We start from the raw sequence: 23215 nt of genomic DNA on the forward strand, positions 1-23215 counted from the left end.
TCGATTACGAGTCGAATGTACTCATCCAGGCTTTCGAAGACGACACACTGTCAGCTAGTGCGCGGAAGAAGGCGTGACAGGTGGCGATCTGGTCCGCAGCGACCTACTGCTGGGCCTCTCTCAACGTGGGGTCCGCCACGAGGCGAGTAACCCACCGATGCCGCCCAGCACGACGGGATAGACGATCCCCATAAGCCCGATCGCCAGTAGAGATTCTGGACTCATAGACACTTCATACGATGTATTGGGCCCGTATGCTGCGGTGAAAAGTAGTATCCCGATTCCGGTGAGTGGCAGATATCCGACAACGATAGTCCCACCGGCTATGGCGTTTCCCGTACGGGTCGTCCGTCGGTCAGCAAACAGTGCGGTGACATATCCGGCACCGACGAGTATCAGCACTGGAATCAGGAACCAGACTACGGCTGGGATCGTAAGATTGCTCGTTTCCAACAGGATATTCGCTGTCGCCGACCCCGTCTCGTACCCTTTTTCCGGGACGACTATCTCGACGAAGTGGGTATTGTAGAATACCCATCCGGCGAGATCAGTATCGCTACCCGCTATCTGCGGGTATTTGAGAAACAGTGCGATAACGTCCAGATCGATCTGCCAGGGGGTGCTAAACGTATTCGAAACGTCAGAGCTCACTTCATACTGGACGAGGAGAAACGTGAGTATGTACCCGAGAACGTATGCCCCCACCCCGAGCAAAGCCCCTCTAACCAGGCGGTGTCGCTCACGTAACCGACGCTGCATCGTGTGTTGCGTTTCGGACATCGAATACCCTTACGTCTCTCAAACTATGCAAATATGTTTCGATATATACATCACTTCCAGTCGTGTGTGATAGTCATTACTGTAGCGATTTACCGCTACGACCGCCCGGAGTCGGGCGGTCGATGTGGGACAGACCTACAGTAATCACTATGAGTCGTTTCCCAGGCTCTCCCTGGCAGTCTGGGATATGTTGGTCTGACTAATATTCCTGATGACCAGCAGACACTTGCGGGTGTACCGAGCACGTCACGGTACCATGCCCGACTGCGCCCGCAGAGATGTCCTCCGTGTGGACCTGCTCAGCAGTGCGATCACACTCGCCGGCTGTCGCTCACGGGCGGACTCCGACGGGACGGCGACCACGCAGACGATATCGAACGCGACGGCGACCGTGATCGATCAGACCGACGACGGCCTCCGAGTCGGGGTTCGACGACCCTACCTGTAACAGCGAGAGAGTCCCGCCCTTCCCGTGAGCGACGAGTGTTCCGACGCTCTGTCGGAACCGAGGACTGAACAGGGCGGGCGTGAATCGCGTAAGCTCCGGTGAGAAACCGCCGTGTTACTGCTGGTCTTGAGTCTCCAACGTTTCGAGTCCCGTTTCCAGCACCTCAATATACGCTTCATCGAGCGATAGGTCGTTTGCTTCGGCGTAGTCTTTCACCCGTCCGTGTAGCCCATGCGAAATATCTATTGCTGGTCGCATTGTCTCATAGGACTTATTTGACACAGGGACGTGAAAACAATTGTGGCATGAAGCGAACCAACACGTTCGCCGTGCGACCGCTCTCCGACGATGGTGAGCAACTGCTACGGGACCTGTTGGACGCTTCCGCCGCTCTCTGGAACGAAGTCAACTACGAACGCCTCATGCGGTACAATGACGAGGACGGCTTCGAGGGAGACGTGTGGGACGCCAATACAGGCCGACTCGAAGGCAAGTACAAAGGCGTTCTCGGCGCGTCCACCGCCCAACAGGTGATACGCAAAAACAGCGAAGCGTGGCGCGGGTTCTTCGACACGAAGAACAAGTACCACGACGAGTCGAACACGTCGGTCACGGAACACCCGGAACCGCCGGGCTTCCGTGGCAACGAGGACGATGGGCGGCAACTCAAGACCGTCATTCGCAACACGTCGTACACCGCCGAATGGGGCGAGCGGTCCCGACTTGAGATACTGGTCGGGAGCGAATTGAAAGACCAATACGACCACACCGGACGACTCCGGCTCGAAATCGCTGGCGACCCGACGTGGCCCGACTACGAGAAACAGGGCCGATTGGACCTGTGGTACGACGAGACGGACAGCACCTTCCGAGCTTCGCAACCCGTGACTGTTTCTGATGATACACGGGACACTCCACTGGCCGATGAAAAGGCCGCTCTGGATATTGGTGCCAACAATCTCGTCGCCTGTACCACGACGACCGGCGAGCAATATCTGTACGAGGGCCGTGAGTTGTTCCGGCGATTCCGTGAGACGACACGAGAAATCGCCCGGTTGCAGTCCAAACTACGGGAAGGCCGATACAGTAGCGAGCGCATCCGACGACTGTATCGGAAGCGAACCCGTCGTCGGGACCACGCCCAAGAAGCACTGTGCCGTGACCTGCTGGAACGGTTGTACGCCGAAGGCGTCGATACCGTGTATATCGGTGGCCTGACTGACGTACTGGAAACGCACTGGTCGGTCAGGGTGAACGCCAAGACGCACAATTTTTGGGCGTTCAAGCAATTCACTGAGCGACTGGCGTGTACCGCTGAGGAATACGGTATCTCGGTTGAAGTCCGGTCAGAAGCGTGGACCAGCCAAGAGTGCCCGCAGTGTGGTTCGACAGACCGAACGACACGGCATCAGGACACGCTCACCTGTCCGTGTGGGTTCGAGGGTCACGCCGACCTTACAGCGTCAGAAACGTTCCTGAGACGGCACACAGAGAAGGCAGTCAGGCCGATGGCACGGCCCGTGCGGTTCGAGTGGGACGACCACAACTGGTCGGGGACACCACACCCTCACGAAAGTCCCAAAGAACAGCGCACAGACCCGAGTACCGTCCACCGTGACGGGAATGTTGCTTCCAGGGAATCTTAGACCGACTGAGACTCCCACGGAGGAAACCCCGGCGTTCGCGCCGGGGAGGATGTCATTCGTATACGACAAACAGCGGGAGTGTCGCCGACACCGCGACACGCGCAACGTACCTAGTCGAGGTCGGTCGTGCGGATCGGCTGTCAGGCGAGAGCGTCGATCCCTGTTGACTAGGCGTCCTTCGGCGGCGCGAACTCCACGAGCGTCAGCTCCCGATCGAGCATACAGTAGTCGTGGGGTGGCTCGCCCAGGACCTCGTCGATCGTGTACTGTTCGTCGAACTCGGCCCCGGCGGGCTCACAGTACTCGTGGCTCGGACACTCGGTGTAGGGACAGGGTCCGGGGAGCGTGGCTTTGCTGCCGGCGTAGGCTCCTTTGCTCGCGACGTTGGCCTGGATCGGCGCGGGCTCGACGTCGACTGCCTGGACGCCGGTATCGTGGACGCCACAGTCGAGGACGCTCGCGTTCTCCCGAACCGCGGCCACGCGATACTTGCGCCCCTCGGTGAGATTAAGGCACTGATCGCGGTAGGGACAGCCCTCACAGGCGTCGGCCGGGCCCTGATAGACGAAGGTCTGGCCGACCTCGGCTAACCGAGTGCCGATAAGCGTGAGTTGGGTCATTGGAAGGGAGTTGCGCGTCGAGCCGGATTAAGCTTCCCGACCAGTCAGTTCGTCCAGCCGATCCAGATACGCCTCCCGGGGCACCTGATAGCAGTCGCGGTAGTCGTACTCGCCCGCCGCAAATTCATCCGCAATCTGGTGGGCACCCTCGATTGCCCCTTCGCGATTGTCGTAGCGCTGGCGGGGCCCGGAGACGTCGGGTTCGAGCGACAGCGTCACGAACCAGGGATCGTCCGGGTGCGGGCGATTACGCCCCGGTCGACGGTCACGCTGGCCTTTCGTCAGAAAGATCGTCGGGAGACACGGCGGTGGAAACTGCTCGCTGTCGAAGACGTCCGGGCGATAGACCAACACGACCTTCGTGCGCTCGTCGCTCCAGACCTCCCAGCCGGCGGGGAGTCGATCCTCGATGTCCATACCCACAACTCATCTGCCACGGAGAAGAACGAACCGATCCAGTCAGTACCACCGATTATCCAACCCTATTTAAAATATCTCGAACGGGGGAATCTGCCCGTCTCTGCCTGAGTTAGGCTCGCGGACGATGTATCGGGGTTTTTCGAGCGATTCGGTCACAGACTCGACCCATATCAGGGGAGTGCTTAAGTATCTGGAAACACCTTAGTTATTATAGTATCGGTGGCTGCGTCACTCGATACCACGCCACACAAAGCGGTCCCCGCGCGGGGAATGTGATACGCACCACATGACACAGAAAACCACAGTCGCGCTCGGTCGACGGTACCCCTCCACAGACCGGGCGACGGTGGCGTCCGACGCACGTACCCGACCACGGCAGCCGCTGGCGCAAGCCGGTGCTGTCCTCACCCCGTTCGTGATAGCATGACAAGCAATCCAGACACTCTGGCAGAACTGAGCGACGACTACCGGGCTTCGATCCCATCAGACCTCCGTGAGCACCACGACTTCGACTGGTACCTCGACCAGTTGTACGACGAACCGACCATCGCCCGCAACGCCCACCAGCGCGTGGCGGACATGTTCGACTTCTACGGAACTGAGTACGACGAGGACGCCGGCCTCGTCGAGTACAAACTCGCCTCCGAAGACCCGATTAACGACGGCGAGAACACCTTCTACGGCCAGGTGATCCACGAGTCGATCCACGAGTTCGTCAACAAAGTCAAGAGCGGCGCTCGCGGGCTCGGCCCCCAGAAGCGGATCAAACTCTTACTGGGTCCTGTGGGCTCCGGGAAGTCCGACTTCGACCGACAGGTCAGGCGGTACTTCGAGGACTACACCCGCCGCGACGAGGGGCGGATGTACACCTTCCGCTGGACGAACCTCTGTGACGTCATCCCGGATCAGGATCCGTCCGACGACACCGTTCGCTCGCCGATGAACCAGGACCCGCTCGTGTTGATCCCCGAAGCCCAGCGCGAGCGCGTCCTCGACGACATCAACGAGATCCTCGATGCGCCCTACACCATCCGCAACGAGCAGAGCCTCGACCCGGCCAGCGAGTTCTACATGGATCGGCTGCTGGCCTATTACGACGATGACCTCGAAACGGTGCTGGAAGATCACATCGAGATCGTCCGACTGGTCGCCGACGAGAACATGCGCCAGTCGATCGAGACCTTCGAACCCAAAGACAAGAAAAACCAGGACGAGACCGAACTGACCGGCGACGTCAACTACTCGAAGATCGCCATCTACGGCGAGAGCGACCCCCGAGCGTTCGACTACTCGGGGGCGTTCTGTAACGCAAACCGCGGTATCTTCTCGGGCGAGGAACTGCTCAAACTCCAGCGGGAGTTCCTCTACGACTTCCTGCACGCGACCCAGGAGCAGACGATCAAGCCCAAGAACAATCCCCGGATCGACATCGACCAGGTGATCGTCGGCCGGACGAACATGCCCGAGTACAAGGACAAGAAGGGCGACGAGAAGATGGAAGCGTTCAACGACCGGACGAAACGGATCGATTTCCCCTACGTTCTGGGCTACGAAGACGAGGCGAAGATCTACCGGAAGATGCTCAGAAACGCCGATCTGCCGGACATCCAGGTCGAGCCCCACACCCTGGAGATGGCGGGCCTGTTCGGCGTGCTGACCCGCATCGAGGAACCCGACGCGGGGACGATCGATCTCGTCCAGAAAGCCAAAGCATACAACGGCGAGATCGACGAGACCGACGACATCGACGTCAAGAAGCTCCGTGAGGAGGGCGACACCACCGCCGAGATCGGCGAAGGGATGGAAGGTGTGAGTCCGCGGTTCATCGGCGACGAGATCGCCGAGGCGATCATGGACTCGATGCACCGCGGCCGCGGGTTCCTCTCGCCGCTGACGACGTTCAACCACCTCGAAGAGAACCTCGAAAACCACGGCTCGATCCCCGAAGACCGCTTCGAGACCTACTACCGCTACCTCGAACTCGTTCGAGAGGAGTACAAAGATCGGGCCATCGAGGACGTCCGCCACGCGCTGGCGTACGACGTCGACGAGATCCAGCGCCAGGGCGAGAAGTACATGGACCACGTCATGGCCTACATCGACGACGACACCGTCGAAGACGAGATCACGGGTCGCGAGCAGGAGCCCGACGAGCAGTTCCTTCGAAGTGTGGAGGAGAAATTGAATCTGCCCGAAGACCGCAAGGACGACTTCCGCCAGGAGGTCGCTAACTGGGTCTCCCGTCGTGCTCGCGAGGGATCGAGCTTCGATCCACAGGACAACGACCGTCTGCGCCGGGCGCTGGAACGCAAGCTCTGGGAGGACAAGAAGCACAACATCAACTTCTCGGCGCTGGTCTCCAGCGGCGACATGGACGACGACGAGCGCAACGCCTGGATCGACGCCCTCACTGATCAGGGCTACAGCGAGGACGGGGCCAAGGAGGTGCTCGAATTCGCCGGTGCCGAAGTCGCCAAAAGCGAGATGGAAGACTAATGTCCGGCAAGGACTACATCACTGCGGCGGATCGGGAACTCGACGCGACCTATCAGGAGCCGATGTCGCTCTCCCAGTACGTCGATCTGATCCTGGATCGACCGAATCTCGCGGCCCACGCCTCGAAGTACCTGTTGAGTGCGATCGAAGCCGCCGACACTCGCACTGTCATCGAGGAAGGCGAGGAGAAAGAGCGCTATCGCTTCTTCGACGACCTGCACAACGACGGCGAACACGCTATCCTCGGCAACACGGAGGTACTGAACGCGTTCGTCGACGACCTGCGCTCGATCGCGGCCCGCCGGGGCAAAGAGGAGAAGATCGTCTGGCTCGACGGGCCGACTGCCACCGGAAAATCCGAACTCAAGCGCTGTCTGATCAACGGCCTGCGAGCCTACTCGAAGACTGACGAGGGCCGCCGGTACACCGTCGAGTGGAACGTCGCCGGTGCTGGCGAACAGTCGAGTGCTCTCACCTACGGCGACGAGCCGCTCAGCGACGAGGACGACTGGTATCAGAGCCCGGTGCAAGCCCACCCGCTGACGGTGTTTCCCGAGGCGGTTCGCGAGGACGTCCTCGCGGCGGTCAACGACCGGCTGGACGACTACGTCCCGATCCACGTCGACGGCCGACTCGATCCGTTCTCCCGTGAGGCCTACGACTACCTCGAAGAGCAGTACCGCCGCCAGGGTGTCGAGGACCTGTTCTCCGCGGTCACGAGCCCGAAACACCTCCGCGTGAAGAACTACGTCGTCGACGTCGGACAGGGAATCGGCGTCCTCCACAGCGAGGACGAAGGCTCGCCGAAGGAACGACTGGTCGGCTCGTGGATGGCCGGCATGCTCCGAGAACTCGACTCCCGCGGGCGCAAGAACCCCCAGGCCTTTTCCTACGACGGCGTGCTCAGCCAGGGCAACGGCCTGCTGACCATCGTCGAGGACGCCGCCCAGCACGCCGATCTCCTCCAGAAGCTGTTGAACGTGCCCGACGAGGGTTCTGTCAAGCTGGATAAGGGAATCGGGATGGACGTCGACACCCAGATGATCATCATCTCGAACCCTGACCTCGAAGCGACGCTGAATCAGCACGCCGAACGTGAGGGACAGGACCCGCTGAAGGCGCTGAAGCGACGGCTCAACAAACACGAGTTCACCTACCTGACGAATCTCTCGCTGGAAGCCCAGTTGCTCCGGCGAGAGCTGACCAACGATACCACCGTGTGGGAGGCTGACTCCTGGACGGACCTGGACGAGCGGATCCGCGAGCCGATCACGATCCGTGTCCGGGGCGAGGAGGGCGTCCGCGAGCGCGAACTCGCGCCTCACGCTATCGAGGCGGCGGCGCTGTACGATGTCGTGACGCGCCTGGATAGCAACGACCTGCCAGCCGACCTCGATCTCGTCGAGAAGGCGCTGCTGTTCGACCGGGGCTATCTGCAGGACGGCGACGAACGCCGCGACGTCGAGGACTTCGAGTTCGGCGCGACGACCGCCGACGGCGAACACGGCATCCCCGTCACGTTCACCCGGGACGTGATCGCCGACCTCCTTCACGAGGAGACCGACCGCCATCACGCCGACCTGCCCGTCGAGGACGTCATCATGCCCCGGGACGTGCTCGACGCGATGGCCGACGACCTCGCGAGCGCCCCCGTCTTCTCGAAAGGCGAGGCAGCGGAGTTCGAAGAACGCGTCGTCCCCGTCAAGAGTCACATCTTCGACCGACAGGAGGCGGACGTCCTCGCCGCGCTGATGCGCGAGAAGCGCGTCGACCAGTCCACAGTCGAGGAGTACATCGAACACGTCTACGCGTGGGCGACCGACGAGCAGATCGAGAACGCACGGGGGGAGTACGTCGACCCCGACCCGCTGAAGATGAAGATCTTCGAGATCGAACACCTGGGACGGTTCGGCGAGGCAGACTACCACGGTGAAGACCCCACGAAAGACGTCGAACAGTTCCGGACGGACAAGATCATCACTGCGCTCAATCGCTTCGCCTGGCACAACCGCGACGAGGAGTTCCGGGTCAGTGACGTCAATCCCAAGGAGATCCCCGTGATCCAGACCGTGCTCGGCAGCCACGACTGGAACGACGTCGAGCGAACCTTCGAGGACTTCGATCCGAGCCAGTGGGACAGCCCGCCAGCCAACACCGAAACCGCCCGGCTCAAGACCCAGACCATCGAGAACATGATGGAGCTGTTCGACTACAGCGAGGCCGCCGCCGAACTGACCAGCCGGCACGTCATGGGACAGGTGAGCTACCGATGGGACTGAGAGACGACCTCGATCGCTACCGAGAAGTCGGTGAACAGCGCCGTCAGGATCTCGCGGAGTTCATCCAGTACGGCGACCTCGGGAAGTCCAGAGCGGACTCGGTCCGAATCCCGATCAAGATCGTCGACCTCCCGGAGTTCGCCTACGACCGGCGCGACCAGGGCGGCGTCGGCCAGGGAGAGGGCGCCGAGGAGGGCGACCCCGTCGGCCAGCCCCAGCCCGGCGACGGCGACGAGGACGGCGAGCCCGGCGAGGAAGGTGGCGAGCACGAGTACTACGAGATGGACCCCGAGGAGTTCGCCCAGGAACTCGACGAACAGCTCGGTCTGGACCTCGACCCCAAGGGCAAGAAGGTCATCGAGGAGACCGAGGGCGACTTCACGGACATCACCCGGACTGGGCCGTCCTCGACGCTGGACTTCGAGCGGCTGTTCAAGGAGGGCCTGAAGCGCAAGATGGCGATGGACTTCGACGAGGACTACGTCCGTGAAGCACTCCGCGTCGAGGGCTGGGGTCCGGCGACGGTCTACGAGTGGGCCCGCGGCGAGAACATCCCCGTCTCCCGGGCCTGGATCGAGGACGCCTACGAGGACATCCCAGCCGACGAGCGCGCCCGCTGGGGCTCCATCGAGGAGATGCAGGACGAGGTCGAGCACGAGTCTGCTGCCCAGCGAATCCGCCGGGAAGGGATCGACGAGATCCCCTTCCGGCGTGAGGACGAGCGCTATCGCTACCCGGAGATCATCGAAGAGAAAGAGAAGAACGTCGTGGTGGTCAACATCCGCGACGTCTCCGGGAGTATGCGCCAGAAGAAGCGCGAACTGGTCGAGCGGACGTTCACGCCGCTCGACTGGTATCTCCAGGGCAAGTACGACAACGCCGAGTTCGTCTACATCGCCCACGACGCCGACGCCTGGCGCGTCGAGCGCGAGGAGTTCTTCGGCATCCGCTCCGGTGGCGGCACGCGTATCTCCAGCGCTTACGAGGTCGCCAAGGAAGCGCTCGAGGAGTATCCCTGGAGCGAGTGGAACCGCTACGTCTTCGCGGCGGGCGACAGCGAGAACTCCTCGAACGACACCGAAGACAAGGTGATCCCGCTGATGGAGGCGATTCCGGCGAACCTCCACGCGTACGTCGAGACCCAACCCAGCGGCAACGCCATCAACGCGACCCACGCCGAGGAGGTCGAACGGCACTTCAGGGACGCCGACGACGTGGCCGTGGCGTACGTCAACGGCCCCGGAGACGTCGTCGACGCCATCTACGAGATCCTCAGCACCGAGGAGGACCAGACATGATCGACGACCGCATCGAAGCCCAGCGTATCGCTGCCGACCTCGAACAGCCAGTCGCGAAAGCCAACGAACTGGCGGAAAAACTGGGACTGACGCCCTATCCCGTCAACTACTGGATCGTCGACTACGACGAGATGAACGAACTCATCGCCTACGGCGGCTTCCAGCAGCGCTACCCCCACTGGCGCTGGGGGATGCAGTACGACCGCCAGCGAAAGCAGAGCCAGTTCCTCGGGGGAAAGGCCTTCGAGATCGTCAACAACGACAATCCCGCCCACGCGTTCCTGCAGGAGTCCAACACCCTCGCAGATCAGAAGGCAGTCATCACCCACGTCGAGGCCCATAGCGACTTCTTCGCGAACAACGAGTGGTTCGGCCTCTTCACCGGCCGAGAGGAAGCCCCGGGCGAACGGAGCGAGGTTCCGATGGAGGCGGGGCCGGACGCCGCCGGGATGCTCGCACGCCACGCCGAGACGATCCAGGAGTACATGCAGGATCCCGAGATCGACCGCAGCGAGGTCGAGAAGTGGATCGACCACGTGCTCTGTCTCGAAGACAATATCGACCAGCACCAGCCCTACTCGCCGGTCGATATCGACGACGAGGTCGAGGATCTCGATACGGCCGACGTCGCAGACCAGCTCGGCGACCTCGATCTCTCCGAAGAGGTCCAGCGGCAGGTGTTCGACGAGGAGTGGCTCGACTCCCAGGCCGAGGACGGCGAGTCCGTTTCGTTCCCGGATAGCCCCGAAAAAGACGTGCTGGGGTTCCTCCGGAAGTACGGCAAGCAGTACGACATCGACGCGGAGAAAGCCGTCGAGATGGCTGACTGGCAGCGGGAGGTCCTCGAGATCCTCCGTCGGGAGGCCTACTACTTCGCCCCCCAGAAGATGACGAAGGTGATGAACGAAGGGTGGGCAAGCTACTGGGAATCGGTCATGATGGTCGGCGAGGCGTTCGCAGCCGACGACGAGTTCGTCACTTACGCCGACCATATGTCGAAAGTCCTCGGATCGGGCGGGCTGAATCCCTACAGCCTGGGACTCGCACTCTGGCAGTACGTCGAGAACAGCGAGAATCGGCGGGAGGTCGTCGAACGACTCCTGCGGGTCGAGGGAATCACCTGGCGTAACTTCCACGAGACCATCGACTTCGAGACCGTTCGAGCGACACTGGAACCGCCAGACTGGCTCGTCGACGTCCCGGGTCATCTCGACGACCTCGAGCCGGAGGATTCCCGGGTGGATGCCGATGCGCTGGCCGCGGCCCGCGCTGGCGAGTTCGACGTCGAGACCTACCCCTGGCAGCTACTCAGCTACGAGGGACTGGTCGAGCGCCACTACTCGCTGACCAAGCCACAGAATCGGGGATTCCTCGCCCGTATCAGCCTGAACGAACTCGAACGGATCAGCCGCTATCTCTTCGACGACAGCCGCTACGAGAGCGTCGAAGACGCGCTTGCGGACGTCGAGTACGCCCGCGGCTGGGATCGGATGCGCGAGATCCGACAGAGCCACAACGACGTCACGTTCCTCGATTCGTTCCTGACTCAGGAGTTCGTCGACGAGAACGACTACTTCGCCTACGAGCACTCCCAGAAGAGCGGCGACTACCGTGTCTCCTCGACTGACTACGAGGACGTCAAGAAGAAGCTCATGCTGCAGTTCACCAACTTCGGCAAACCAACCGTGGTCGTCGAGGACGGCAACTTCGACAACGCCGGGGAACTCCTGCTCGCCCACCGCTACAACGGTGTCATGCTCGACGTCGGCCAGGCCAGGGAGGTGCTCAAGCGGGCGTTCGAACTCTGGGGTCGTCCCGTCAACCTCCACACGATCGTCAAAGAGTACGACGAACAGGATCTGGAGGTCGCCCGCCGCCGCGACCGCGAACCCGAGCCCACGGAAGTCGGCAAGCGCCTGCGATACGACGGCGCACAGGTCACTATCGAGGACATCCCCTGGACCGAGGTCGAACACCTCGCGGCCACGGACGTGGACTACGACACGAAACCCGAAGACTGGCTGGCGTGATTGACGACGATCGTCAAAATTCCAACCAGTTTTCGTTTCGTACCCTCGAAGACAAATTCTACCGAGAGGCTCTGAAATCCGAACGAGCGGCGTTTTCAGGATCGCTAACCACACTCGGTACTTTAAGTATCCGTAGCTGGAAGCGAAGGTCGAACGCGCGAAAGACGCGTGGACAGTGGATCCAGCCCCTCCAAAGTAGGTGGGAAGAGGCGGTGCTTGCGCACTCGTTGTATCGGATCCATGGAGACAATCATGTCAGAGAAAAAGATAGAACTCAATCGACGGCGAGTACTGGGCGGAATGGCAACACTGGGCGTCGCGGCGGCCGCGGCCGGCGCAGGGACGTACGCAGCGTTCACCGACAGCGAATCGAGCGAGAACAATCAGGTCTCGGCGGGGACGTTGGATCTGACCTTCGGCGGAAGTGACGGTCCGGTCGAGGCCGTTTCGATTTCGAATGCGGTTCCTGGCGATTCAGACACTGGGACGCTCACGCTGAGCAACGATGGGAGTGTCAACGGGACTCTCGATATCGGCGTCGCTGGCGTAACATCTTCCGGCGGCGCCAATCCCGATCCTGAGGACCAGACCGCCTCCGAGGATACTGGGGCTGCACTGGAAGAGGCAGTCGACCTCACGATCACGCTCCAACCGGGTTCGGGCTCGACGACTGTCTACGATGGGACGGTTGCGAACCTTTCGACTGGCAGCCTCCAGAGTGGAATCCCCCTCGACTCGAGTACTAGCAAGGATATCGAGATCCAGTACACGGTCAACCCCAAGAGCGGGCAAGCGGATAACGATATCCAGGGTGACACGCTAACCGTCAACTTCGACTTCACGCTGACCCAGGCCTAGGGACTCGCTGACAGGCCGATTCGCGGGACGACCAGTCGCGAGACCTAGCATGGGAGATCGGATTCGACTCACTCGGCGGCGGTTGCTCGGCGCGGCCCTAGCCACGGGTGTGGCCGGCGCTGGGACGGGTGCCGGAACGATGGCCGCCTTCTCGGACTCGGAGTCGAGTTCGAACAACAGCGTTCAGGCCGGGACGCTCGATCTGACGCTCGACGGATCGAGTCAGACCGTCACGTTTCTCGACGTGATGGGTGCAGAGCCGGGCGACTCGGGCCAGTCGTCGGTCACGCTCGGAAACACCGGCTCGGTCGCGGGCGTCCCCGAGGTCGAGGTCGCCGCGATCCGGTCGACCGAAAACGGCTACTACGGGAAGGAAAACGGCCAGGACGGCTCGCCTAGCGACGGCGAACTCGACGAACACCTCGAACTTCGGGCCTCGCTCGACGGGACGACAATCCTCTCGCGGACGACAGCAGACAGTCTCAGCGTGGGTGACAGCTATACTGCCTCGTCGACGATCGGCGGTGGCGGGTCGAGCACGTTCACGATCGAGTGGTGGTTGCCCAGCGACACGAGCGATCTGGCACAGAGCGACGGCTTCGAGTTCGACCTCACCTTCAGGCTTCAACAAGCATGACCGGAATAGCCGAACGCTTCAGTGCGATCGACTGGCGGCGGGCCGCGACGCTCGCTGCTATCGTGGCGTTCGTCTTCGTCCTGGGTGTGTTCGTCGTCGCCGCCGTCCCGCAGCTCGTCGGGGCCGATCACAGCTTCGTCGTCCAGTCCGACAGTATGTCGCCGGCGATCGACGCCGGCGCGGTCGTCTTCGTCAGCGACGTTCCAGCCGACGAGATTTCGGATGGCGACGTGATCACCTATCGAGACAGCGGTCCAGACGGCGAGACCAGACGTGTGACCCACCGTGTGATCGCCGTCGAGCGAGCCGACGGCCAGCCACAGTTCCAGACGAAAGGCGACGCCAACGAGGATCCCGACCCCGGGCGCGTCAGCGCCAGCCAGGTCGTCGGTGTGGTCAACTTCGATCTCCCACTGGTCGGCTACGTGCTGTCGATACTTCGGTCGCCGATGGGGATCGTCGCACTGGTCGTGATCCCTGCGATCGCACTTGGGCTCTCGGAGTTGCGGGCACTGCTCGGCGCTGTGCGGGCGGACGGAGACGACGAGCTTGAGGAAACTGACTCCGAGCACACGGAGGGCGAACCGTGACGCCGAGTCGATTCTGGGCGTTTGTGCTGGTGATAGGCGTTGCGCTAGTCGCCGCAGCGACGCTCGCCGGGGGCGCGACGACCCAGGCTGCCTTCGTCGACGACGAACTCGGCGACGGGTCGGTGACGGCCGCCGCATCGTTCGACCGGGGACCGCCCGGACCCCGAGCCTACGACGACGCCAACGGTAACGGGCAGTGGGACCAGGGCGAGACGACGTACACCGAGAGTGATCTCTATTCGTTTGACGACTCCTCGGCAAACCTCGTCGTCCCGTCGGATGTCGGGACGGTCAACAACTCCGGTAGCATCGATATCACGGCGGGCAGTCTCACTGCCGAGACGAGCTTTCAATCGGACTCCGGTAGCGTCTCGCTTTCGGCGACCGATGGGGACGCGGATCTGGGTGGCCAAAACGTGCTCGCAGCCGGGAGAGCCGACGTGTCGGCTACTGGCACGGCCACCGTCGACGGTGCCGCCGTTATCGGTGTCTTCGGCGATTCGAGTGTCACCGGCAAGTCCGTCTCCGCGCGAAACGCGAACGTCGTCTCGTACTTCGGAACGACAACGCTGTCGGCCCGGGAACGTGGCGGCGGCCCGCTCGACGCGACGAACGCCACACTCCAGAGCCGGTATGGCGGCGATATCGTGCTGGAGTCCAGCGGCGACATGCGGCTCGAAAACGCCGAGATTCAGGCACCGTACGGTGACATAACGGCCGATCTCCAGCGTGGTGGTCGGACGCTATTCGTCGACGGCGCGTCGATCGACGACGCCGACGCCGACAATACGCTCGTCTACACTCCGCGAGGGACGACCGTCGACGGAACACCAGCTGCAGGGTCGGTCAGTGCCAGGTCGGGCCGAGGCGGTGGTCGTCCGAACACGACAAATCAGGCTGGGACTCCCGGCTCGACGTGGGGTTCTGACAGACCATCGCCCGAGAGGCCGGAACGACCGATCAACTGGGAGGCCATCGCCGGGGAGCTCGGCATTTCGCTGTCGTCGGACTGATCGTGACGTCGAGACCAGGCTGATTACTCGTCGTTCGCACGGACCTGGAAGGTCGCGTTCAGCGTGAGCGAGTCGCTCTGGACGACGTTACCGGTGTCTTCTGGGAGTACCCACTCGAATTGCAGTCGCGTCTGGTTCCCTGGGTCGAGACTGACTGCTCGGGAACTGTTCTCGCCCACGACGTCCGAGAGTGGCCGCGGACCGTCGCCCGTCCCGTACAGCGCGACCGTCGTTCCGTTCGTCGTCTGGAATTGCAGTCTGACGAGTAGGTGCTCGGCGAGTTCGCCGCTGTCCGTCGAATTGTCGACTTCGACTTCCGGGCCTACCAGGCCGTTCTCGCGCTGGGTCAGCGCCGTTTCTGCGATCGTGAGTGTTCCGGGGTCGGCCCCGCTGTTTCGGAGGACGACCGTCCGCGAGCCGTCGGAGTTCGGTGTGATGTTGCTAGCGTTCAACAGCCGGGTGTTCGAGTCCGCCACCAGCGAGACGTTCACCGTCTCGTTTGCGGTCGGAGTCTGAACGCCCGGCTGGTCGTCGTCACCGTCGAACACGAACGACCCGATCCCGGCCCCGGCGAGCGCCAGCACGACGACCAGTAACAGGACGAGCAGCCGGCGCCGATCCCTGAACCACCCTTCCGGGTCGCTCATCGTCGATCACCTTCGCGTGGTGATTTCGGCCCCATGACCACCATTGCTCCTACTTGCCGTCGCTGCGTCTAAATATGTACTGACTGGCCGCTGCGACACTCTTTCTCTCGACTCCATTCTAGATTCCGATATTGAAAATAGATATTCACTCACCCCCCACTCGGATATATTGCGTATTTCCTCTCTCAACGCCTCAGTTATATTTATTTCTGTCTTAGGCCTACTGTGTATATTGGCCCTGGGAATCCAATTTTCAGTATCGATAATCACAACGGGCGTTATTTATGTACGCCGGTTGGATATACTGTCAATGGAGGCAGCCGAGGCCGAGTGGTTGACGCTAGAGCGGTCACCCTTCGACGTCGACTCGTTGTGGACGGTGTGGCTGGTGGCGCTGGCGACCTATGGGGTCGGGGACGTGGTGACGACCATCGCAATCGTCTGGTTCATGCCACTGTATGCCGAGGCGAACCCACTGATCCAGTTCGCCGTCGAGATCTTCGGCGGCGGCGGATTCCTGGCACTCAAACTGCTGGTGTTTTACGCGGTCCTCGGAATCAGTCTCTGGGCCGGTCTCCCCGAGCGTGACCGGCTGATGTTCTACGGCCCGCCACTGGTACTGGCTGTTGTCGGTGTACTCGTCACCGCGAACAACCTCGCGCTGATGTTTGCCTGAGGCGAGACCGCCACTAGTCGTCGTTCGAGCGGACCGAGATGACCGGGCAGTCGACCGACCGGAGGATCTGCTGGGAGACGCTTCCGAACACCGCCTGCTGGGCCGGTGACCGGTCTCGCCCGCCGATGACCACGAAATCCGGACTGACTTCTTCAATCATCTCGACGATCGCGTCGGCCGGATCGCCGATCGCTCCTCGAATCTCCGTGTCGATTCCTCGATCTTCGAGCGCCGCCGTCAGATCACGAACCAGTGTCTTCTGCCCGATGATCCGTGCGGCCGCGTCGCCGGGTGACAGCGCCGACTGTTCGCGCTCGAATTCCGAGGCCGTCACCGATTCTCCGCCCACGCTCACGTGCAGTGACCCCGTCTCTGGCCGTCCCGTCACCCCCGACCGGCCACTCCGGTCGACGTGCTCGGCAATCGTGTCGACTGCCCGCTCGTACTCACCTTCTGTCAGCACGTGGCCGAGCGTCACTCTCGCCGTTCTATCCCCGATGACTGTCGTGGCCGTCTCCGCGAACGCTTCGATTCTGTCGCTGTCTTCCGCACCTACTGCCAGGAGTAGCTCTAGCGCCATACCTATAGTTAGACGCGTTCGCCCATAGTGTTTGACCATCGGTACCAAGACTCGCGAAAGAGTCGAGAGAGTCTGTGCCGGACGACGTACTATGCCGACAGTCTCCGTTTCGACGAGCGAGCACCTGGAGGTTCGAGACGTTACCGAAGAAGTAACAGCGCTCCTTCCGGAAGACGCCGACGGTGTCGCGACGGTATTCGTCCGACACACGACCGCCGGGGTCACCGTCAACGAGGCCGAATCTCGACTCCTGGGCGATCTCTCAGATGCTCTCGACGGTCTCGTGCCCGACGACGGATGGGCCCACGACGAGATCGACGACAACGCCGACAGCCACGTCCGCGCGATGCTCGTCGGCCCGAGCGTGACTGTTCCTGTCAGCGACGGCCAGCCGGATCTGGGGGCGTGGCAGTCGATCCTCTTGGTCGAGTGTGACGGCCCGCGGACGCGGACGCTACAGGTCTGTCCACACTAACTGTTGTCACTGCGCTGGGGCTGTAGCCGACTCGATCACTCCTCGATTTCGATCCCGGCTCGGCTGCGATAGGAGTCGAAGGTGCTAGGATCGCCGGTGATGATCTCTCCCAGCGACACTTGATAGGGGGTGATGGTGTAGTCGCCGCCTGGCGCCTGGGGCTGGGTCGGCTCGGGGACGAACGCCCGGTTGTTGTCGACGCCGACGATGGTGTGATACTCCACAGGGGAGTTGCCGTAGTAGATCACGTAGCCGTACCGAACGCTCTGAGCTTGAAACTGGTTCGTCCAGGGCTGCTGGGACTGGCCCAACTGCTCGCGCTGGGTGAGCCGCAGCGAGACGTCCGGCTGGAAGGTCCACGTTCCGAGATTCTGAAACCGGATCCAGTCTGTGAACTCCGAGTCGACGACCATCTCACGGACATCTTCGTAGGATGTCATGACCGACCGTTCAACGGGGTCCCCCAAAAAACGTTCGGCGGTCAGCTATCGTCCGCTTTTCGGGCGCGCTGGGCTGCCCGTCGGAAGATTCCCCGGAGAGTGACAGCTTCGCGGTCGGTCGGGTGCGCGCGGCCGACCAGACGCCGGAGGAGTCGCTGGGCTTTCCCGCGTTTCTCTTCGGGATGGTCAACTGCAGCGAGGAACGTCTCGAACTGGTCGTGCAGTCCTTCGACCTCGCGCTCGGTAGCGCGGTCGAGTTCGGGGTCGGGGAGCTGGGTCGCTTCGAGCGTCAGCGTGCGCATCTCGTAGAGGACCACAGTCGCGGCCTGGCCGAGATTCAGCACGGGATAGTCGGCAGCGGCGGGGATGGCACAGATTTCGTCCAGTTGGGCCAGTTCCGCGTTGGTCAGGCCCACCCGTTCGCGGCCGAAGACGAGACAGGTGTCCGCGTCGACGTCGACGAGGCTGTCGGCCAGCTCGCGTGGTGTCCGGAAGGGATAGCGGACGTGCTTGCGGGCGTCTTCGTTCGTGATCGCCGTACAGCCGACGGTGTGGTAGTTCTCGACCAGGTACTCGAAGTCTACCTCCCGTGCGTTCGGGAGAATGTCTTTCCGGGCCTGCCCAGCGAAGCCGTAGGCCTCGCCGTCGGGATCGAGTTCGGGCGGGTCGACTAACAGGAGGTCGGAGACGCCGAAGTTCTTCATCGCCCGGGCGATGGTGCCGACGTTTCCGGGCGTCTCGGCGTCGACGACCGCGACGCTGATCATAGATCCAGGTCGCTCAGGTCGACGTCCAGCGCCTCGCGCTCCTCTTCGTCCATCCCCTTGAGTTCCTCTTCGAGCGGCTCGATCTCGCCCGATTCGGGCGCCTCTGGTAAGGCGTCGGGTTCTTCCTCGACGTGTTCGAGGTTCGCGTATCCGTCGGGGGCACGCCCGCCGTCGGCGAACCACTGGTGGAAGTACTCCTGGAGTGCGACCTCGCCGGCGTACTCGTCACCGCCCGCTTCACGAAACCAGTAGAGGAAATCCGGCTCGTGGTCGTCACACAGCAGCACTTCGCCCATCGGTTCGCCGTAGACGACCCGGGCGACGTTGCAGTCCGCCTTCTCGTCTTCGCTCAGCCAGCAGGCGTCACAGGCGTTGCCGATGATCGCCGTGAGCCGGGAGACTCGCTGGCGAGCCTCTGGCGGCATCTGCGCGAGCGGTTTGAGCGCTCCGTCTTCTCCGAAGACGTCGTCCTCCTCGAAGCGCCAGCCGCGAAGCCCGATACTGACTTTGCTCATATCGAATCAATGGAGAGCGGGCGATAAAAGGGGTGTGACATGGGATCGCTGTATGCGTCCACTTAAGTTCGTCGCCGAGGAAGCCGGACATGATGGAGCGATTGTTCTCCGCGCAGACGAAGCGGATTGCCCTCGTCGTTCTGGCGGTCACACTCGTCGCTCTCGCCGGGTGTTCGACCGGCGACGACGGTGGCGACACGCCGGCGCCGAACGGAACCCTCACCGAGACGCCGACACCTGAACCAACTGCCGAACCGACGCCGGATCCCACACCCGACCCAGCGCCCGATCGGGATATCGATCCGGCCGAACTGGCGTCGAGTCACGCGGCCCAGATCGACGCTGCGACCTCGTTGTCGACCGCCCAGCAGGTCGTCTTCGAGCAGCGACTCGACGGGAACACGAGCGTTGTCACTTCGGGAGTCTCGGGCGCGTACGATCTTCAGGCGTCTGTCGGGACCGAAACCTACGAGGAAGTGATTCAGAGTTCCCTCCAGCGAATGGGTAGGTCCACCGACGTCTACACCGCCGGCAACGAGACGTTCCTTCGGCAGAACAGCACCCAGACGTCCGAACCCCAGTACGGCTACGGACAACAGCCCTACAACGAGTCCACCGAGCCATCCCCGGTGACCTTCAGTAATATCGGATGGGTCGGCGTCTACCAGCAGTGGAACGCGTCGCTCGAATCGCAGGGACAGACTGAGTTCCGTGGGCAGACGGTCACCGAGTACCGAGCCGAAGGGATCGCTGACCTGCCGGTTATCACACAGGAAGTCAACGATTCGTTCGCGAGCTTCGACTCGGCCAACGCGACGTCTTACGTCACCGACGACGGCCTCGTGACCTACACGCGTATCGAAATCACCGGCACCAGTACCGACGGTGGGGCCCTCTCGGCGATCCTCCAGTACTCGGTCTCCGACGTCAACGCCACGACCGTCGAAGAGCCCGACTGGACCGACCAGGTCAATACGACCGGGTGAATCCGGCCGCTTTTTATCGGCCAGTCCCTGTGGACAGCCATGCGAACAGTCGACGCCGCGGGGCTATCGATCGGCGACGACCACCCGCCACGGATCATGGGCGTGCTCAACATCAGCGAGGAGTCGCCGTACAAACCCAGCGTCTTCGACGATCCGGGCCAGGCGGCCGAGTACGTCGACACCGAACTCATCGAGCAGGGTGCGGACATCGTCGACGTCGGTCTCGAATCCGCCAACAAGCGCTTCGAAGTGCTCACACCTGAGCAAGAACTCGACCGCCTCCAGACGGCGATCCAGACGATCGAATCCGTCGGTGGCGACGCCGTCTTCTCGATTGAGACGCGCTACCACGAGGTCGCCGAGGCGGCCATCGAGGGTGGCTTCGACATGGTCAACGACATCTGCGGATTCGCCGATCCGAAGCTTCCAGCGGTCTGTGCGGACTACGACGTCGCGGTCGCGAAGATGGCGAGTCCACCCAACCTCGAACGCCCGGGGGCCGTCGAAGAGACGCCCTGGACCGAACGCAAGTCCGGCGAGTGGGCGGATCGGGCCGACTACGTCGATGAGGTCTACGAGGCACTGAAACAGAACGGCCTGACCGAGAAGACCATCGTCGATCCGGCTTTTGGCGGCTGGAGCGAGGCCAAGACCATCGACGACGACCGCGAGACGTTCCGTCGCCTGCGGGAGTTTCGGGGCCTGGGCCAGCCGATTCTGGTGTCGATCAACCGCAAGAACTTCCTGCGATCGATCGCCGACCGCTCGACAGAGGAGGCCCTGCCCGTGAGTCTGGCCGCGACCGCGATGGCAGTCGAACGCGGCGCACACGTCATCAGGACCCACGACGTGGCAGAGACTCGTGACGCGGCACTCGTCGGCGATACCTTCACTCGTTCTCGGCTCCGCGACGACGACGTCGGTGTCGAGCAACTCGACGTGACGACCGTCTCCGAAGCCGACCGTCATTGCGAACGAGTTGGAACTATCTCCGAGACAGCCGCACAGTCTGTCGTCGAGGTGTTCGAACTCACCCGGCTGTCGATGACCCAGCGCGACCGCCTCGCCTCGCACGCACCCGCTCACGGTGCGGTCTTCGCGCCCGGAACGGACGACGCTGATCTGCTGATCGGTTCGCCGGCCGCGATGGAGGCGCTCGCGAGCGATGTCGGTGATGAGGGCCGACTCGGCGTAGCGCTCGAAACGATCGCTGCTAGGATCGAGTGACGATGAACTTCCAGACGTGGGAACCGATCTACGAGGCAATTCTCGACGACTTCGGCTTCGACCGGGCCGGCGACGAACGCGCCCGGGACGTCTTCGTCGGCATGCTCCGCGCGGCGGACAGCGAGCTATTCGACGTCGAGACGCTCGCTTTCTCCGGGCAGACGGTAGCAGTCGCGGGCGCTGGCCCGTCGCTGGCTGACGACCACGACGTCGCTCGCGAGGCCGACGCCGTCGTCGCAGCCTCCAGTGCCGCACGGACGCTCCGCGCAGACGGCGTCGACGTCGATTGTATGGTCACGGACCTCGACGGCACGCCCGAGACGGCGATCAGACTCACGACCTACGGGACGCCGGTCGTGATCCACGCACACGGTGACAACAACCGTGCGATCCAGGAGTACGTGCCACAGTGCCAGCTATCGTCTGTCGTGGCGACGACCCAGGCCGCACCCGCCCCACCGCTTCGAAACTTCGGCGGCTTCACCGACGGCGATCGAGCGGCCTTTTTGGCCGATCACTTCGGCGCGTCCCGGCTGGTCTTCCCGGGCTGGGACTTCGACGATCCGGCTGTGACGCCGATGAAACGGCGCAAACTCACGTGGGCCGAGCGACTGCTCTACTGGCTCGAACGCCGCCGCGACGAACGGTTCGCGATTCTGGACGGCCGCCGCGAGTCGATCGACACGTCCGCGCTGCCAGTCGAGTGAGACCGTTTCGACACTTCCGACCGGCGCCTACTCGGGCGCGAGCACGTCGATCGTCGCTTCGATCTCTTCGGGTTCGGCCGCCCGCGGGAACGAGATATTGATCGCGTCGATCCCGTCGATCGCTTCGAAGTCGGCGACGCGCTCGCGGGCTTCCTCGGGCGTGCCGACCGCCCCGAGTTCGTCCAGCAGGTCGTCGCCGATGGCCTCGATCGCGGCCTCCTTGTTCCTGTTTGCCCACTCGATCGCGATGGTCTCGGCTGTGTCCTCGAAGCCCTGGCGCTTCAGCGCCTCGCGGTAGAACGTCCCCATCCCGCCGACGTAGAATGCGATGTGATTCCGGGCCAGATAGCGCGCCCGTTCCCGATCCTCCAGTGCGATACACGGCAGTGCGAGCGTGATCCGCTGGTCCTCGCGGTCGCGATCACCCAGGTCACTGCCGTGCTCGAAATCCTCGATCCGCTCACGCAGTCCCTCCGGCGTGAGCATGAGGGCGTGCCAGCCGTCGCCGAACCGGCCCGCCAACTCGACCGATTTCGGACTCATCCCGCCGGCGTCGATCGGCGGGACTGATTCGGGCGGATCGAACCGGAGTCGAAAGCCCGACAGCTGGTGGATCTTGCCGTCGTACTCCAGTGGTTCGCCGGCCACCACGGTTTTGACGATCTCGATCGTCTCGCGGGTGAACCGCAGCGGCGACTCGAACTCGGTCCCGTGCCAGCCCTCGACGAGGATCGGTCCCGACGGTCCGAGCCCCATTCGAAATCGACCGTCCGAGACCTCTTGAAGCGTGGCTGCGGTCTGGCCCAGCAACGCTGGTGACCGTGAGTAGACGTTGAGGATCGAGGTGCCGATCCCGATCTCGTCGGTGCGTTCGGCGATCGCAGTCAGGATCGTCACGGCGTCGCGTCCCCACGTCTCGGGACACCATATCCGATCGTATCCCAACTGCTCGGCCTGCGTCGCGAACGTCGCGAACGTGTCGATGCTCGGCTGGGCGGCCACGGGCAGGTAGATGTCCCTGGCTGTATCGCTCATGGTCGATTCAAATGAACCACGCCGGTAAAGTTGTATCGCCGGCGT

Annotated in this window: 24 protein-coding genes; 15 read left to right on the forward strand and 9 right to left on the reverse strand. The window is 62.6% G+C overall.

Features of this window, described 5'->3' with window-relative positions; all coding sequences use genetic code 11:
• Positions 1-120: 120 nt before the first annotated feature.
• Complete coding sequence (locus tag DV733_RS12945; protein WP_049992414.1) at positions 121-780, reverse strand: hypothetical protein; 660 nt, start codon at positions 778-780, stop codon at positions 121-123.
• A 256-nt stretch (positions 781-1036) separates the two neighbouring features.
• On the opposite strand from DV733_RS12945, the gene DV733_RS12950 reads away from it, so the two are divergent.
• Together DV733_RS12950 and DV733_RS12955 are read left to right on the forward strand one after the other, a co-directional pair.
• Positions 1037-1228 (forward strand): hypothetical protein, encoded by a 192-nt coding sequence (locus DV733_RS12950; protein ID WP_136342349.1) that lies wholly within the window; start codon positions 1037-1039, stop codon positions 1226-1228.
• 305 nt (positions 1229-1533) lie between these two features.
• Complete coding sequence (locus tag DV733_RS12955) at positions 1534-2874, forward strand: IS200/IS605 family transposase (RefSeq protein WP_049992415.1); 1341 nt, start codon at positions 1534-1536, stop codon at positions 2872-2874.
• A gap of 167 nt (positions 2875-3041) precedes the next feature.
• Here DV733_RS12955 and DV733_RS12960 read toward each other — a convergent pair whose 3' ends face one another.
• Together DV733_RS12960 and DV733_RS12965 are read right to left on the reverse strand one after the other, a co-directional pair.
• Positions 3042-3494, reverse strand: a complete 453-nt coding sequence (locus DV733_RS12960) for a UPF0179 family protein (protein ID WP_049992416.1) — start codon at positions 3492-3494, stop codon at positions 3042-3044.
• A gap of 27 nt (positions 3495-3521) precedes the next feature.
• On the reverse strand, positions 3522-3911 hold the full coding sequence (locus DV733_RS12965; protein ID WP_049992417.1) for a DUF5820 family protein: 390 nt from the start codon (positions 3909-3911) through the stop codon (positions 3522-3524).
• Between the two features lie 426 nt (positions 3912-4337).
• Between DV733_RS12965 and DV733_RS12970 the strand changes: the two genes are divergently transcribed.
• From DV733_RS12970 to DV733_RS13005, 8 genes are all read left to right on the forward strand, one after another.
• Positions 4338-6410, forward strand: a complete 2073-nt coding sequence (locus tag DV733_RS12970; RefSeq protein WP_049992418.1) for a PrkA family serine protein kinase — start codon at positions 4338-4340, stop codon at positions 6408-6410.
• Entirely contained in the window at positions 6410-8689 is a 2280-nt protein-coding gene (locus DV733_RS12975; protein WP_049992419.1) for a PrkA family serine protein kinase, read from the forward strand. The genes DV733_RS12970 and DV733_RS12975 overlap by 1 nt, the downstream gene beginning before the upstream one ends.
• Positions 8680-9987 (forward strand): YeaH/YhbH family protein, encoded by a 1308-nt coding sequence (locus DV733_RS12980; protein ID WP_049992420.1) that lies wholly within the window; start codon positions 8680-8682, stop codon positions 9985-9987. Before DV733_RS12975 ends, DV733_RS12980 begins: the two co-directional genes overlap by 10 nt.
• Complete coding sequence (locus tag DV733_RS12985) at positions 9984-12017, forward strand: SpoVR family protein (protein WP_049992421.1); 2034 nt, start codon at positions 9984-9986, stop codon at positions 12015-12017. The genes DV733_RS12980 and DV733_RS12985 overlap by 4 nt, the downstream gene beginning before the upstream one ends.
• A gap of 300 nt (positions 12018-12317) precedes the next feature.
• Positions 12318-12875, forward strand: coding sequence for a TasA family protein (locus tag DV733_RS12990; RefSeq protein WP_049992422.1), 558 nt, complete (start codon positions 12318-12320; stop codon positions 12873-12875).
• Between the two features lie 49 nt (positions 12876-12924).
• On the forward strand, positions 12925-13512 hold the full coding sequence (locus tag DV733_RS12995) for a TasA family protein (RefSeq protein ID WP_049992423.1): 588 nt from the start codon (positions 12925-12927) through the stop codon (positions 13510-13512).
• Complete coding sequence (locus DV733_RS13000) at positions 13509-14102, forward strand: signal peptidase I (RefSeq protein ID WP_079979338.1); 594 nt, start codon at positions 13509-13511, stop codon at positions 14100-14102. The genes DV733_RS12995 and DV733_RS13000 overlap by 4 nt, the downstream gene beginning before the upstream one ends.
• Positions 14099-15115, forward strand: a complete 1017-nt coding sequence (locus DV733_RS13005; protein ID WP_049992424.1) for a hypothetical protein — start codon at positions 14099-14101, stop codon at positions 15113-15115. Before DV733_RS13000 ends, DV733_RS13005 begins: the two co-directional genes overlap by 4 nt.
• Positions 15116-15138: 23 nt before the next feature.
• Here the strand turns inward: DV733_RS13005 and DV733_RS13010 are convergent, their stop codons facing one another.
• Positions 15139-15762, reverse strand: a complete 624-nt coding sequence (locus DV733_RS13010; RefSeq protein ID WP_049992425.1) for a hypothetical protein — start codon at positions 15760-15762, stop codon at positions 15139-15141.
• Between the two features lie 310 nt (positions 15763-16072).
• Here DV733_RS13010 and DV733_RS13015 point away from each other — a divergent pair, with 310 nt between their 5' ends.
• On the forward strand, positions 16073-16438 hold the full coding sequence (locus tag DV733_RS13015; protein WP_049992426.1) for a hypothetical protein: 366 nt from the start codon (positions 16073-16075) through the stop codon (positions 16436-16438).
• A 13-nt stretch (positions 16439-16451) separates the two neighbouring features.
• Here DV733_RS13015 and DV733_RS13020 read toward each other — a convergent pair whose 3' ends face one another.
• Positions 16452-17018: a universal stress protein gene (locus tag DV733_RS13020; RefSeq protein ID WP_049992427.1), complete on the reverse strand. Its 567-nt coding sequence runs from the start codon at positions 17016-17018 to the stop codon at positions 16452-16454.
• Positions 17019-17109: 91 nt separating this feature from the next.
• Here DV733_RS13020 and DV733_RS13025 point away from each other — a divergent pair, with 91 nt between their 5' ends.
• Positions 17110-17493, forward strand: coding sequence for a secondary thiamine-phosphate synthase enzyme YjbQ (locus DV733_RS13025; RefSeq protein ID WP_049992428.1), 384 nt, complete (start codon positions 17110-17112; stop codon positions 17491-17493).
• Between the two features lie 35 nt (positions 17494-17528).
• On the opposite strand, the gene DV733_RS13030 is transcribed toward DV733_RS13025, so the two are convergent.
• Genes DV733_RS13030 through DV733_RS13040 form a run of 3 tightly spaced genes read right to left on the reverse strand, consistent with a single transcriptional unit; the run spans position 17529 to position 19215 of the window.
• Positions 17529-17933: a hypothetical protein gene (locus tag DV733_RS13030; RefSeq protein WP_049992429.1), complete on the reverse strand. Its 405-nt coding sequence runs from the start codon at positions 17931-17933 to the stop codon at positions 17529-17531.
• A 41-nt stretch (positions 17934-17974) separates the two neighbouring features.
• Positions 17975-18700 carry an RNA methyltransferase gene (locus tag DV733_RS13035; protein ID WP_049992430.1) on the reverse strand — a complete coding sequence of 242 codons (726 nt, stop codon included), beginning with the start codon at positions 18698-18700 and terminating at the stop codon, positions 17975-17977.
• On the reverse strand, positions 18697-19215 hold the full coding sequence (locus DV733_RS13040) for a hypothetical protein (RefSeq protein WP_049992431.1): 519 nt from the start codon (positions 19213-19215) through the stop codon (positions 18697-18699). The genes DV733_RS13035 and DV733_RS13040 overlap by 4 nt, the downstream gene beginning before the upstream one ends.
• An 89-nt stretch (positions 19216-19304) precedes the next feature.
• On the opposite strand from DV733_RS13040, the gene DV733_RS13045 reads away from it, so the two are divergent.
• Genes DV733_RS13045 through DV733_RS13055 form a run of 3 tightly spaced genes read left to right on the forward strand, consistent with a single transcriptional unit; the run spans position 19305 to position 22135 of the window.
• Entirely contained in the window at positions 19305-20201 is an 897-nt protein-coding gene (locus DV733_RS13045; protein WP_136342351.1) for a DUF7537 family lipoprotein, read from the forward strand.
• A gap of 39 nt (positions 20202-20240) precedes the next feature.
• Positions 20241-21428 carry a dihydropteroate synthase gene (folP, locus tag DV733_RS13050; RefSeq protein WP_049992433.1) on the forward strand — a complete coding sequence of 396 codons (1188 nt, stop codon included), beginning with the start codon at positions 20241-20243 and terminating at the stop codon, positions 21426-21428.
• A gap of 2 nt (positions 21429-21430) precedes the next feature.
• Positions 21431-22135 carry a 6-hydroxymethylpterin diphosphokinase MptE-like protein gene (locus DV733_RS13055; protein WP_049992434.1) on the forward strand — a complete coding sequence of 235 codons (705 nt, stop codon included), beginning with the start codon at positions 21431-21433 and terminating at the stop codon, positions 22133-22135.
• Positions 22136-22162: 27 nt separating this feature from the next.
• Here DV733_RS13055 and DV733_RS13060 read toward each other — a convergent pair whose 3' ends face one another.
• Complete coding sequence (locus tag DV733_RS13060; RefSeq protein WP_049992435.1) at positions 22163-23170, reverse strand: TIGR04024 family LLM class F420-dependent oxidoreductase; 1008 nt, start codon at positions 23168-23170, stop codon at positions 22163-22165.
• Between the last annotated feature and the right edge of the window lie 45 nt (positions 23171-23215).

The sequence above is a fragment of the Halapricum salinum genome, assembly GCF_004799665.1.
In the GTDB taxonomy this organism is placed as follows: domain Archaea; phylum Halobacteriota; class Halobacteria; order Halobacteriales; family Haloarculaceae; genus Halapricum; species Halapricum salinum.

What these genes read in the sequence shown, in the direction of transcription:
- DV733_RS13045 (WP_136342351.1), top strand. Translation starts at nt 19,305, where the DNA reads ATGATGGAGCGATTGTTCTCCGCGCAGACGAAGCGGATTGCCCTCGTC.
- DV733_RS12995 (WP_049992423.1), top strand. Translation starts at nt 12,925, where the DNA reads ATGGGAGATCGGATTCGACTCACTCGGCGGCGGTTGCTCGGCGCGGCC.
- DV733_RS13010 (WP_049992425.1), bottom strand. Translation starts at nt 15,762, where the DNA reads ATGAGCGACCCGGAAGGGTGGTTCAGGGATCGGCGCCGGCTGCTCGTC.
- DV733_RS13020 (WP_049992427.1), bottom strand. Translation starts at nt 17,018, where the DNA reads ATGGCGCTAGAGCTACTCCTGGCAGTAGGTGCGGAAGACAGCGACAGA.
- DV733_RS12945 (WP_049992414.1), bottom strand. Translation starts at nt 780, where the DNA reads ATGTCCGAAACGCAACACACGATGCAGCGTCGGTTACGTGAGCGACAC.
- DV733_RS12975 (WP_049992419.1), top strand. Translation starts at nt 6,410, where the DNA reads ATGTCCGGCAAGGACTACATCACTGCGGCGGATCGGGAACTCGACGCG.
- DV733_RS12955 (WP_049992415.1), top strand. Translation starts at nt 1,534, where the DNA reads ATGAAGCGAACCAACACGTTCGCCGTGCGACCGCTCTCCGACGATGGT.
- DV733_RS12980 (WP_049992420.1), top strand. Translation starts at nt 8,680, where the DNA reads ATGGGACTGAGAGACGACCTCGATCGCTACCGAGAAGTCGGTGAACAG.
- folP (WP_049992433.1), top strand. Translation starts at nt 20,241, where the DNA reads ATGCGAACAGTCGACGCCGCGGGGCTATCGATCGGCGACGACCACCCG.
- DV733_RS12985 (WP_049992421.1), top strand. Translation starts at nt 9,984, where the DNA reads ATGATCGACGACCGCATCGAAGCCCAGCGTATCGCTGCCGACCTCGAA.
- DV733_RS13035 (WP_049992430.1), bottom strand. Translation starts at nt 18,700, where the DNA reads ATGATCAGCGTCGCGGTCGTCGACGCCGAGACGCCCGGAAACGTCGGC.
- DV733_RS13060 (WP_049992435.1), bottom strand. Translation starts at nt 23,170, where the DNA reads ATGAGCGATACAGCCAGGGACATCTACCTGCCCGTGGCCGCCCAGCCG.
- DV733_RS12990 (WP_049992422.1), top strand. Translation starts at nt 12,318, where the DNA reads ATGGCAACACTGGGCGTCGCGGCGGCCGCGGCCGGCGCAGGGACGTAC.
- DV733_RS13030 (WP_049992429.1), bottom strand. Translation starts at nt 17,933, where the DNA reads ATGACATCCTACGAAGATGTCCGTGAGATGGTCGTCGACTCGGAGTTC.
- DV733_RS13015 (WP_049992426.1), top strand. Translation starts at nt 16,073, where the DNA reads ATGGAGGCAGCCGAGGCCGAGTGGTTGACGCTAGAGCGGTCACCCTTC.
- DV733_RS12950 (WP_136342349.1), top strand. Translation starts at nt 1,037, where the DNA reads ATGCCCGACTGCGCCCGCAGAGATGTCCTCCGTGTGGACCTGCTCAGC.
- DV733_RS12970 (WP_049992418.1), top strand. Translation starts at nt 4,338, where the DNA reads ATGACAAGCAATCCAGACACTCTGGCAGAACTGAGCGACGACTACCGG.
- DV733_RS13025 (WP_049992428.1), top strand. Translation starts at nt 17,110, where the DNA reads ATGCCGACAGTCTCCGTTTCGACGAGCGAGCACCTGGAGGTTCGAGAC.
- DV733_RS13040 (WP_049992431.1), bottom strand. Translation starts at nt 19,215, where the DNA reads ATGAGCAAAGTCAGTATCGGGCTTCGCGGCTGGCGCTTCGAGGAGGAC.
- DV733_RS13055 (WP_049992434.1), top strand. Translation starts at nt 21,431, where the DNA reads ATGAACTTCCAGACGTGGGAACCGATCTACGAGGCAATTCTCGACGAC.
- DV733_RS12965 (WP_049992417.1), bottom strand. Translation starts at nt 3,911, where the DNA reads ATGGACATCGAGGATCGACTCCCCGCCGGCTGGGAGGTCTGGAGCGAC.
- DV733_RS13000 (WP_079979338.1), top strand. Translation starts at nt 13,509, where the DNA reads ATGACCGGAATAGCCGAACGCTTCAGTGCGATCGACTGGCGGCGGGCC.
- DV733_RS12960 (WP_049992416.1), bottom strand. Translation starts at nt 3,494, where the DNA reads ATGACCCAACTCACGCTTATCGGCACTCGGTTAGCCGAGGTCGGCCAG.